Genomic DNA, 12,221 nt, shown 5'->3' with positions numbered 1-12,221 from the left:
CAGTGAATACAATATTGCGCAAAACAAAACGGTTTCTGCCTTCATTTTCCCTAACATAACTCTGTCGTTTCTTTTTCTGCACAACGTGTTGTACTGGTTAAAGATTTAAAGGATGAATTATGTTACCTCTCAAGGAACCAACGCTTTTCCGTCAGTGTATTGCTGAATTCATAGGCACTGCAATTCTTATTTTCTTTGGTGTTGGTGCAGTCGCAGCATTGGTATTAACCGGTGCTTCTTTCGGTCAATGGGAAATAAGTATTGTCTGGGGATTTGGCGTAGCTGTTGCCATTTATTGTACTGCTGGGGTTTCAGGTGCACATATCAATCCTGCAGTAACCATTGCGCTTGCGCTTTTTCATGGTTTTGAAAAATACAAAGTAGCTCCCTTCATTCTTTCTCAGTTTCTGGGAGCATTCGCTGCTGCCGCACTTATCTACGGGTTGTATCACCAACTTTTCATAGACTATGAACTCACTCAAAACCTTTCACGCAATAGTGTAAAGGCTTTAGCAACAGCCAGCATTTTCTCTACTTTTCCTCACGAAGCCCTTTCATTCTGGGGGGCCTTTGGCGTTGAGTTCGTTATCACTGCAGTGTTGATGTTCGCAATCCTGGCACTGGGAGATGAAAATAACGGCGCATCTCGTGGAGCCATGAATCCGCTACTAATTGGTATTGTCATTGCTGTCATTGGCTCTTCTTTAGGGCCGTTGACCGGTTTTGCTATGAACCCTGCTCGCGATTTTGGTCCAAAGCTATTTTCCTATATTGCAGGATGGGAGTATGCGCTTGATGGGGCGAAAGACATCCCTTACTTTATTGTGCCTATTGTAGCGCCTATATGTGGAGCATGCTTTGGCGCTTGGCTGTACCCTGTATTAATAGGTCATTCCCTTTCGCCAGAAAGTCGCGCCTGCACTATTCCAAACGATTGCGAAACTTCCGCTGTTACACAAACTTCTGAAGCGAGTTTTGATAGAGGGTAAGCTAACTATTGATATACGAGCGGCGATAGCCTATTTTACGCCGCGGTTGAACTTACAAAGAAGCATAGCGTGTGTTTTATTTAATAGCAGTTACTGTCCTGTGGGCATTTTCCTTTTCGCTCATAGGCGAGTTTTTGGCTGGCTCAGTAGACAGTTATTTTGCTGTTTTGACACGCATTGTGCTCGCCACACTTGTTTTCCTCCCCTTTCTTAAGCCGGCATTATTAAACCCTAAACAAAAGGCAGTCCTGGCGAGTTTAGGTGCTGTCCAATTAGGGCTGATGTACATCTTCTTCTATCACGCATTTTTGTTTTTAAGCGTGCCAGAAGTGTTGCTTTTCACCATTTTTACGCCGCTTTATGTCGCCATTTTAAATGACGCTCTCTTTAAGCGATTTACTCCGTTTTACTTGTTATGTGCACTTGTCGCTACCGCAGGGGCAGCCATAATTCGCTTTGATGGCGTGACTGATAACTACTGGTTTGGTTTTGCCATTGTTCAGGGTGCAAATCTTTCCTTTGCACTAGGACAAGTGGGTTATAAAAAGCTGACCTCGACTTTTACAGCTCAAGTACCCTATCACAACGTATTCGCGTGGTTTTATTTAGGCGCGTTAGTTGTAGCCTTGCCCGCATTTTTCCTATTCGGCAACCCAAGTCAGCTACCAAAAAATATCGAGCAATGGGGAGTGCTATTGTGGTTGGGTATTGTTGCATCGGGGCTTGGGTATTACTTTTGGAATCAAGGTGCGCTTAAGGTTTCTGGTGGTACGCTAGCCATTATGAATAATGCACTTATTCCGGCAGGGCTTGTGGTTAACTTACTGCTTTGGCAAAAAGACACCGATTTTACTCGCTTGTTTTTTGGTGGTGCCATCATCGCTGTTGCGCTTTGGATGTCCCATCAACACGCTAAGAAGCGGAAACAGTTATAAGCCTCAAAAAGGCCAAAACTACGCAGGGCTATACTCACTCACCATGGTGTAGTCTTTGCGCGGGCCTTTGACCTGCCATGTTGAGCGCCACACTGGCCACCTTGTAAAGTCATAGCGCACCACGTAATTATCATCGCCGCACAAGTGCTCAGCGTTTGGGTTGGTCGCACTGAAAGAATGAAAATAACGTTCATCGTCGAACAACACTTCAAATAAACCGGTTTTAGGCTGCTGCCAGAAATACCGACGTTCGGCTGGCATTGTAGTGCCGTTAGGCGCAGTAACCTCGCCTTTTTCGTAATACGCCAAGCCGCTTTTTTCTTTTTGTACGCTGCCTTCCAGCCAGCTGAATTCAGCCCCTCCCATAAAGGTGAATACATCGCCACTTCGCTGGAAGATTTTGCGCGATAGCGTCCATCGTCCAGCAAAATCGTCCAAGGTATGAGGAGAATTAACTGTCATTGCGCCGTCCTTACCAAAAATAGGTAACAGTGGCAGAATATTGGTCGCCGCGACCCGGCGTTCCTGGGATTTCTTCAAAGCGCTCATCCCACAAGTTATCGACTGCCAATACCAGACTTAACCCTTCAATCTGAGCAGGTGAATATGTGAAAGTGACATGTGAGAAAAACGCAGAGTCATCGCCATTTCTAAGCGCATTGGTTTCTTGTTTCCGCCACTCGTTGTCAATGCGCACTTCAACCGTATCGGTTGCAAACCACACCACCCCAAGGGTGGCGCGATGCGGCGGATAGTTAAGCGCGTAAAAGCTAGCGTCTACTTCATCAATTCGATAGTCTTCAGACTTGTCTAAATAGGTATAGCTAGCAACCACATCTGCGCGCTCAAAGCGTTTAATGGCAATCACCTCAACACCTAAGGTTTCGATATCAACCGGGTTTGCACTGCGAGCTGAAGTAGCGTCGAAGCTATACGTCCAATCTGTCAGCTCGTTATCCCAGCGATAGAATACGGCGGTATCAACTTTGAAAGACGTTTTATCAAATGACGCCCCAAACTCTAGGTTTTTGCTGACTTCTCGCTGTAACTGGTTGTTACTTCTAAATAGACCGCTTGTGGTGCTGCCGCCTACAGCAGTATAGCCAGCCACCTGCGTCGCTTCTGCATACGAAACATAGAGTGTACGCGAGGCATTGTTGCCCGTTTGGGCAAGCCAGCTAATATCGCCCACAAAAGTCAATCGGTCGTCGTCGCGATTCGTATCGTCAAACGCCCCACCTAAACGAACGGTAAGCGATTCATTGCTGTTCAACTGCACTCGGTACTCGGGCACTACGCTTATTTTATAGTAGTCGCGAGAGGTGAAATTGTTCTCTAACGTGGTTGATGTGATCTCGTCTGCGGTAAACTGTGCGGCGTAGTTGATACCAAAACTTTGTGATACATTATGGGTGCCAGAAAACGCCAATGACTCCACTTGGGTTTCGTGAAACGCCTGAAACGCTTCAGGGTTTTCACGTGAGAATACGTAATGGTCGTCATTTTCTCTATAGTAAGCTGAAACCTCAAAGGTATTTTCCATACCCTTTTCGCCGTAGCGCTGTTTATGATTTAGCATGACCAAACGAGTTTGAATATCTTCCGTTTCGTTTACGTTGAAAGGTGTGTACAAGTTAGGCCAGCCAAAGAACTTTTGCTGGAAGCCATAAAACAAATCAGTTTGTGAATCGTCACTTGCTAGTTGAATACGCCCTGACGCACGTTCGAAGTCATGATCGCCATTGGCAATAGTGCCATCACTTTCAGAGCGAGAATACTCCCCTTCAACCCCAACAGACCAACCGGGTAAATCACTAAGCGCGTGCTTTACTGCACCGTGTACACGCTGCAAATTGAAGTTTACCTACTCCCACTGACACACTGCCTGCTGTTTGAATGGGACGCCAGCCGTAAGACACGGTACCTACAGAGCTATTTACGCCGTAAAGCGCGTTATCCACGCCCGTGAAAATACTCGGTTTCGTCAGCATTTCTGGCGTAATCGGAATTTCAGCGAAATAGTGCCCCGTTTGCGGGTCAATAGGCGTTGCGCTTCCTATGCGAAACCCCGTGTTTTCGAATATACCGCCGCGAATAGTCACGTCAGCCTGCGCTTCTGCCATGTTCCTTGATTGCAAATCGACTCGCGGGTCGTACTCTAAGTTAGATATAGGTGAATTAAACGTCCCTACCGGCTTGTTGTTCGCCGTCGCCGCACCTTCAATTGTAATTTTCTCTACATCTTTTTCGTTGCTGTTCACACCAGAGTTAATGTTTGATGAATCAACATTTTCAGCGGCCATCGCGGCAAAAGGTAAAGTGCAGAAGAGTAAAGATAGGGTTGTGTGACGCATTCAGTGTCCTAGTTAAAAATTTAGGTTCAGCCTGCAGGCAAGAGTAATAAAAACGCGAAGTGTATAGCATTAGTAGACCGAGGAAAACGCTGCGAAGGTGAGTTTAGACCAGTAAGTTTATTTCTACTCACAGCCATGCACATTTCCACTTACCAATATAAACAGCCTGTATGCACTTACTCCTACACTAAAACCAGTTCGCTCATTTCCCCCCTTATTGCTCTTGCCAAAAGAAATGAGATAACATAACATTTGCAACCTTTACAAAAACTGCCAAAGATACGTCATCCCTTGCTTATGCTTGACCTTAAAACTCCGTTTATATTTTCTTTAGTTGCATTATCAGTAAGCGCTGCTGCGCAAACAGATGAAAGCCCCCTTCAAGGTGATCATGATGAACTTGAACACATTGAAGTAAAAAGACACTTTCAGCCATATCGTGGTAACGTACCGCTAATCGACACCCCACAAGCAATCGACCGAATTACCGCGGATACGTTAGCGAATGAAGGGATCACGCGCTTCATCGATGCGTTAGATTTTGCGCCCACCGTTGTTAGACAAAACAACTCTGGCGGCATGTTCGATAGCTTTGCGATCCGAGGTTTTTCTGGCGATGAAAATAATCCATCGGGTTATTTAATAAACGGCTTCAACGTACGTGGCTATAGCGGCAATAGAAGCACCGTTAACGTTCAAACCATAGAAGTAATGAAGGGCCCAGGCTCTGCCTTATATGGTCAAGGGGAGCCTGGCGGTACCATAAACATAATTACCAAAAAACCTCAGTTTGAAGAGCAAGGCTACATCCAAGGTACCGTAGGTAACTTTGATAAAAAGCAAGTGAGTTCGATTACACGAACGGCATTAATTCAGACATGGCGTATCGCGTTAATGGTTCATACGAAGACTCTGATACTTATCGCGATAACGTGTTTTTCAAAAATTTGAATCTTAACCCTTCATTCATTTGGAACATTTCTGATCACACCAGCTTAAGCTATCAGATGGAAATATTGGATCAGGAAAAGCCGCTTGATCGCGGTGTGTTCATATTAAATAACGACTTTGACGCTGTAGAAGCCGAAGACTTTTATGGTGATGTGAGAGACGGAGCACATGAGGTTAAAGCCTTCGGACATCAGCTAGTGTTAAATCACGAGTTGAGTCACAACTGGCATTTACTCAGTGGCTTCGCCTACAGAGACTCTTCTTTTGAAGGGCAGTCTTCAGATACTGAACTGTCAGAAGGCCGTCAGCTTTTGTATACCGATCCATCTATCCTCTCACGGCAACGTAGAACCCGCGACTATCAAGCGCAAGACTTATCACTACGCTTTGAATTAAGTGGCGTGGTAGACGTGGCAGGCTTCGTAAATAACGTCTTATTTGGTTTAGACTATTACAACTACCACATCGATACAGACTATCGTCGTTGGCGCACTGCATGGGGTGCAGGTGATACCACTTATAGCATCGACCCTGAAAATCCAGACTACACTATTTTCAGACCTGACGTTACGCCCACTACACTTACCGCTGAAAAGCAAAAAGGGTTAGGTTTCTACGCACAAGATGTTATAGAACTTAGTGAAGCGACCAAGCTTTTAGTTGGCTTTCGCGTGGACAAGTTCGAGCAAGACATTTTTAATAAGTTAAGTAATGAAGGGCAAGAACAAGACCAAACGGAAGTGACGCCACGCTTTGGATTCGTGTATGAAATCAATGATTCCGTAAGCCTTTACACTAGCTATGCAGAAGGTTTCAGACCCAACCCAGGACTTGATTCTGACCGCAACGCATTTGCCCCTGAAGAGACCACCTCTTTTGAGGTAGGTGCTAAGTGGGAAAACATTGCTGATATGTTTTCTGGTAGCGTCGCTATTTTTGATGCTGAAAAGACCAACATGCTTACCGCTGAACCTAACACTGGCTTTTCAGCTACGCTCGGTGAAGTTGAAAGCCAAGGGCTAGAATTTCAGTTAACGACTGACCTTACTTCAGACATTCGCCTTGATATGGCCTACGCGTACATAGATGCTAAAACCGCGAACGAAGTTAACAACTTGGATTGGGGCGTTCCTATTCCTAAAGGGTCGCGCTTAATCAATATTGCCAAGCATTCGGGGTATATCTCGCTTAATCATTTCACCAGCATATTTGAAAAAGAAGCGTTCTTTGGTGTGACCATGCGTTACGTGGGCGATCGCTTAGGGCAAACCACCGATCCAACATTCATTTTGCCGTCTTATACCCTTTTGAACTTAGCAGGGTCGGTGAATATCAGCGATGCACTTTCTATGAGATTTGACGTGAATAACCTGTTCGACAGAGATTATTTTGAGAACTCATACCATCAGCTTTGGACCATGCCGGGCTCACCGACTAACTATACGGTGAGCGTTAAGTACCAGTTCTAATGCGCAGCTGAAAGCGCGTTGCACGCGCTATGATACGAGTGCTCGTATACAAAAAAGGCCAGAAAGATTATATCTTTTGGCCTTTTTTATTTACATCTTTTAGCTAAAAATTGTAGACCTATAGCCTACAAACTCTCTAAATCAAACGCGCCTTGCTTTGAGAGCTTTTCGTTCAATGGCTTCACTTCTTCACCAAACAAGGTTTCTAGCTGCACTTTATACTGCTGCCACTTTGACTCTAAGTCTTCTAACCGTTTTAGTGCACCAGCTTGTGCAGGCGCGCCCGTTCTGTCGAAGTTATCCATCAAGAAACGCACTTGTCTGTCGAGCATATTCGGCCAGTTAATGTCATCCTCAAAAGTTTGATGTTTTGGCTGAATAACCAAAGCTTCCCAGTCGTCAATTGCACTTACAATGCGCTCGATTGAAGCCGATACATCGCTTGCCAGCATTACGTTATCTTCAGAAACGCCGTTTAATTGCGCTCGCACATCACGGGCTTTTTGCAGGTGAGCAAACAAATCATTCAGTAAGGTTTCTGTAGCCTGAATGCTCTTTTCAACCACTTGAAGCTGCGCTTTATCAGCTTCTTCCCTTGGGTCTGGAAGCACTTTAAACGCACGGGTTTGCGCCTGTTCACCTACTGTGATTTTCGCTTTGTAGTCTCCAGGCATAACACGGGCGCCATTCCAGCCGCCAAACAGTTTTACATTCTCGATGCAGTTCAACGGCTCACGTCGAAGATCCCATACAAATTCGTTGTAACCCGCTTTTGTTGAAGGGTGTTTAAATTTAACAGGGCTGCGAACGTCTTCGTTCCCCTTAGCGCACTTCTCAAATGCACTAGGCGCAGATGACAGTGTGCGAACAAGCTCGTTATCGGCATTAAATATGTCAATGCGCAGCGTTTGCTCTTCTTCTAATGCGTCTTTCAGGTAATAGCGGAAGGTAGCGCCACGTGTCGGGTTTTTCGCTTGAGGCTGGTCAGTCATGCCACCACCAGATAGCAAGCGAATACCATCTACGGGTTCGAACTGAAACATCGCTTCGTTATCTAGCGACTTGTGCACTTCGCGTAACGGGCTTATGTCGTCTAAAATCCAAAAGCCTCGACCTTGGGTTGCAACAACTAGGTCATCACCTTTTACCTGCATATCGGTGATCGCCACAGGCGGCAGGTTTAAGTCTAGCTCTTGCCAATGTTTACCGTCATCAAAGCTAATAAACATGCCGCTTTCAGTACCCGCGAACAACATACCTTCGCGCTCTGTATCTTCGCGCACTACGCGAACAAAGGCGTTGTCTGGTAGGCCTTCGTCAATACGCTTCCAGCGCTTGCCATAGCTGTCGGTTTTGTAAATGTAAGGCGTGTAGTCATTTAACTTATAGCCTGCTACCGCAACGTAAGCTCTACCTTGTGCATGAGGGCTAAGTTCTATGGCATTGACCTGCGCTTCTTTTTTATGAGGCGTAACATCTTTCCAGTTTTTGCCCTCATCACGGGTTATATGCAGCTTACCGTCATCGGCTCCAACCCAAAGCTCGCCTTTGTTAACTGCCGATTCGGCAATATAGAAAACCGTGTTGTAGTATTCGGCCCCGGCCTGTTCATTGGTAATCGGACCGCCATTCAGCCCCTGCTTTTCTGGCTCGTTACGGGTTAAGTCTGGGCTAATTTCCTGCCAGTTCACACCGCGATCTGTGGTTTTTAAGATCATCTGCGTGCCATAGTACACGGTGTCAGGATCATGCTTTGACACTACCACTGGGGCATTCCAGTTGGTGCGGTACTTTTGATCCCGTGCGTTTCGGCCAAACACATATTCAGGGTAAGGCATAATGGGCCGCGTTAGCCCAGTATCGCGGTGATATTCGGTTAATGTACCGTTGATTGTAGTAGCGTAGATCAGTGTTGGATCGTCAGGGTTAAACGCAATATGCGCGCTTTCGCCACCACCCACGGCAAACTGGTCTTCTATTCCCATGCCGTCACCCCAAGTTTGAGAGGGCGTTGCCATGGTTGAGTTATCTTGCTGCCCGCCATAAACGTAGTAAGGGTTTAAATTGTCGGTAATAACGCGATAAAACTGCGCCGTTGGCTGGTTGTAAATGCTTGACCAGGATTCACCGCCGTCGAAAGTAACGGTTGCGCCACCGTCATTAGCGTTGATCATGTTTAAGCTATTTTCAGGGTTTATCCACATATCGTGGGTATCGCCATGGGGTAACGAAACCGTCTCGAAGGTTTTGCCGCCATCAATAGATTTGTGCAGCTGCACATTCATCACATACAGAGTATTTTCGTCATTAGGGTCAACTTTGATGTGGTTGTAGTACCACGCGCGGGCTTTAAGAATGTTGTCGCCGTTCATTAACGACCACGACTTACCCGCATCGTCACTGCGATATACACCGCCTTCTTCAGCCTCGACAATAGCATACAGGCGCTTCGGGTTAGACGCGGCAATATCTACACCGACTTTACCGATAAGCGTAGGCAGTCCTTTTTCTAATTTGTCCCAGCTTTCACCGCCATCTGTTGACTTATAAAGGCCACCGCCCTCACCGCCTGATTTAATAAACCAAGGTGTTCTGCCGTGATGCCACATGCTGGCATAAAGAATTCTGGGGTTAGATGGGTCTATTGCTAAGTCAGCGGCGCCGGTATCGGCGTTCACTTTTAACACATGCTGCCATGTTTTACCGCCGTCTATCGTTTTGAATATACCGCGCGCTTCATTAGGCCCCCAAATATTGCCCTGTACTGCAGCCCAAGCTATATCAGGGTTGGTGGGATGTATGCGAATTTTGGGGATTTGACCGCGTTTATCTAAACCCACCAGCTTCCAGGTTTCACCGCCGTCTGTAGATTTATAAACACCTTTTCCGTGACTAGTGGTTACGCCTCGAATAGGGCCTTCACCAGTACCTACGTAAATAACATTAGGATCTGAAGGAGCAACGGCGATTGCGCCAATACTACCTACCTTAAATGTTTTATCGGATATGGCTGTCCACGATAAACCCGCGTTTTCGGTTTTCCAAACACCGCCACCTGCGGTGCCCATAAAATAAAGATTGCTATTACCTTCAACCCCGGTAACCGCTACCGAGCGCCCACCGCGGTAAGGCCCAATAAATCGATACTCCATTTTATCGAAAAGCTCAGGGTTAACGGTATCTTCAAGTGCGAATGCAGAATGCGAGAAACTAGAAAGTGTGCTTACGCAAATAGCAAGCGCAGCCACCATTTTCCCAGAAATCAGTCTCTGTGAAACCATACTAAATGCCTTGTCGTGTATTTATTTTTAATAAGAAGAACTTCTTATACTGCTTTGTTGAGGGCGTTATGGCAAAAGTTTTTGTTAATGATGCCCGAACACATTTTTCCCAGTAGTACTTTAACGATTTCGTTGTTCATCTGTTGCCTCAGCCCTTACAATGAATACATTCTGTTGTTACAGCGGTAGCATTAGTAGCTCACACTGTGTAATTCGACACCTAATTACTAAAGAGACTTTTTATGAGGATTCTACTTTCCGTTGCCTTCGCTGCCATGCTTGCGGGCTGCGCTACTATTTCTCAATTGGCGGTTTACACTGTATCCAATGCCGAGTTAGAACAAGTGCTTGATAGCCAGGTGAGTAAGCTGCAAAAGCAAACCTCACTTGCTGGTATCCCTCTTTATCTAGATGTGGAAGATATGACGGCGACCATTGGCCCAGATGGCAGAGACGTGGTTCAGCTAGGCGCTATTGCCACTGCGCGTATTAGTGCATTTGGGTTGAACTACCCTGCGAAAGTAAGTCTTGCTTTAGAAGGCACGCCTTATTACGACAATGAAGAAAAAGCGATTTTTGTGCGCTCATTGTCTCTACTTGATAGCACCATTGATGCAGGCGGTTTTAAAGGTAATTTGGCACCTGTGAGCGGTGAATTTATGCAGCTCATCAACGGTTATTTGGCCACTAATCCTGTATATCGCTTAGACCTTGCGAACAAAGCAGTAAGCATGCTTTCAACCGTGCCTTTACAGCTCACGGTTGAGCAAGGCCAACTGGCGCTTAGGCCGAAGCAATAACACAGTGGCTGTTACTTCCAAGCCGGTTAAAAGCGTATCGTGTCGTTTAGTTGTGGAATAGTAACATTCCACCCTTTTTCTCTTATGGCGCTTTGCAATTCTTGTTTAGCGCCGTCCTCACCGTGAACTAGGTAAACTTTCGGTTGCTTAGTAAAATGCGATAGCCAGCCGATGAGCTGCTCTTGACTTGCGTGTGCCGAGAACCCACCTAGCGTATGAATTTGAGCGCGAACTACAATGTCCTCGCCAGCCATTTTAATATGTGTCGCCCCGTCGATAATTTTTCGTCCCGGCGTACCCATTGCTTGAAAGCCTACGAATACCACGTGAGATTGTTTGCGCCATAGGTTCTGTTTTAAGTGATGCCGAATTCTTCCTCCGTTACACATGCCACTACCAGCAATAATAATGGCGCCGCTAACAACTTTATTTAGGGCAATAGACTCTTCAGTTGACGTTGTGAAGCTTAAAATGGGCAGTAAGGAATGTAAGCTTTGGTTGTGGCTATGCGCACGCTCAGCACTATCTTCAATAGCGTCTAAATCTTCTTCATTATAAACATCTTGGTAACGGTGATATATCTCGGTAACCGCGATGGCCATCGGGCTATCTAGAAATACTTTTTGATGACGCAATTTCCCCTGTTGATAGAGCTCACCTAAACGAAAAATGATTTCTTGGGTTCGCCCAACCGCAAATGACGGAATGAGGATGTTTCCGCCATTCTCACTGGCCTGCAAAATCACCTCTTCAAACTCATCAAGGGTGTCTTTCATTGAGCGGTGGTTGCGATCGCCATAGGTCGACTCTAAAAGCACGATATCAGCATCAGTGACTATGTCTGGGTCGCGGAGCAATGCAGCCTGCGAATTACCAAGATCGCCAGAAAAGACCAGCTTTTTAGTCTGACCGTTTTCAGTAATAAATATTTCCACTATTGCTGAACCAAGAATGTGCCCAGCATCAGCGAAGTTAATTTCCACGTCTTGCGTGATTTTACGCTTGGTGTGGTAGCGAGTTGGTATGCATAGTTTCATCACACCGTCCACTTCCTCTTGGCGATACAGGGGTTCGATGAGCGGCTTGCCCGAACGCTGCCGCCGCTTGTTCTCCCACTCAGCATCCCGCTCCTGCAAAGAAGCGGCATCTTTTAGCAACACTTCAATGAGATCAACCGTTGGCCGTGTCATATAAATAGGCCCGCTATAGCCCTCTCTCAACAATATAGGTAATCGCCCGGAATGGTCTAAGTGGGCGTGTGACAGAATAACCGCATCAAGTTGACTGACATCCACTGGCAAGGGTTTATGGTTTTTCGCCTCTTCATCACGCCTACCTTGATATAGGCCGCAATCTAACAACAAGGTGCTATGTTCAGTTTTGAGTAGATGCATAGACCCTGTTACACCTTCCACTGCGCCTAAAAAAGTAAGTGATGCCAT

General features: G+C 46.1%; 6 protein-coding genes and 2 pseudogenes. 4 read left to right on the top strand and 4 right to left on the bottom strand.

Annotated elements, in window-relative coordinates; genetic code table 11:
- Positions 1-119 precede the first annotated feature (119 nt).
- Both V7R55_RS00430 and V7R55_RS00425 read left to right on the top strand, forming a co-directional pair.
- Positions 120-989, top strand: a complete 870-nt coding sequence (locus V7R55_RS00430) for an MIP/aquaporin family protein (protein ID WP_334056398.1) — start codon at positions 120-122, stop codon at positions 987-989.
- A 71-nt stretch (positions 990-1,060) separates the two neighbouring features.
- On the top strand, positions 1,061-1,924 hold the full coding sequence (locus V7R55_RS00425) for a DMT family transporter (protein WP_334056396.1): 864 nt from the start codon (positions 1,061-1,063) through the stop codon (positions 1,922-1,924).
- Between the two features lie 18 nt (positions 1,925-1,942).
- On the opposite strand, the gene V7R55_RS00420 is transcribed toward V7R55_RS00425, so the two are convergent.
- Together V7R55_RS00420 and V7R55_RS00415 are read right to left on the bottom strand one after the other, a co-directional pair.
- On the bottom strand, positions 1,943-2,386 hold the full coding sequence (locus V7R55_RS00420) for a DUF6314 family protein (protein ID WP_334056395.1): 444 nt from the start codon (positions 2,384-2,386) through the stop codon (positions 1,943-1,945).
- A gap of 10 nt (positions 2,387-2,396) precedes the next feature.
- Positions 2,397-4,278, bottom strand: a pseudogene (locus V7R55_RS00415) (TonB-dependent receptor domain-containing protein).
- Between the two features lie 297 nt (positions 4,279-4,575).
- Between V7R55_RS00415 and V7R55_RS00410 the strand changes: the two are divergent.
- A pseudogene (locus tag V7R55_RS00410) lies at positions 4,576-6,698 on the top strand (TonB-dependent siderophore receptor).
- A 125-nt stretch (positions 6,699-6,823) separates the two neighbouring features.
- Here the strand turns inward: V7R55_RS00410 and V7R55_RS00405 are convergent.
- Positions 6,824-9,979 carry a WD40/YVTN/BNR-like repeat-containing protein gene (locus tag V7R55_RS00405; protein WP_334056394.1) on the bottom strand — a complete coding sequence of 1,052 codons (3,156 nt, stop codon included), beginning with the start codon at positions 9,977-9,979 and terminating at the stop codon, positions 6,824-6,826.
- Between the two features lie 242 nt (positions 9,980-10,221).
- Between V7R55_RS00405 and V7R55_RS00400 the strand changes: the two genes are divergently transcribed.
- Positions 10,222-10,779, top strand: coding sequence for a DUF1439 domain-containing protein (locus tag V7R55_RS00400; protein WP_039223459.1), 558 nt, complete (start codon positions 10,222-10,224; stop codon positions 10,777-10,779).
- A 26-nt stretch (positions 10,780-10,805) separates the two neighbouring features.
- On the opposite strand, the gene V7R55_RS00395 is transcribed toward V7R55_RS00400, so the two are convergent.
- Positions 10,806-12,221, bottom strand: a complete 1,416-nt coding sequence (locus tag V7R55_RS00395) for an MBL fold metallo-hydrolase (protein ID WP_334056393.1) — start codon at positions 12,219-12,221, stop codon at positions 10,806-10,808.

This window comes from Alteromonas sp. S005, from assembly GCF_036864475.1.
Classification (GTDB): Bacteria; Pseudomonadota; Gammaproteobacteria; order Enterobacterales; family Alteromonadaceae; genus Alteromonas.
Note: the sequence above shows the minus strand (reverse complement) of the source record. Positions and strands in the feature narration are given on the sequence as shown.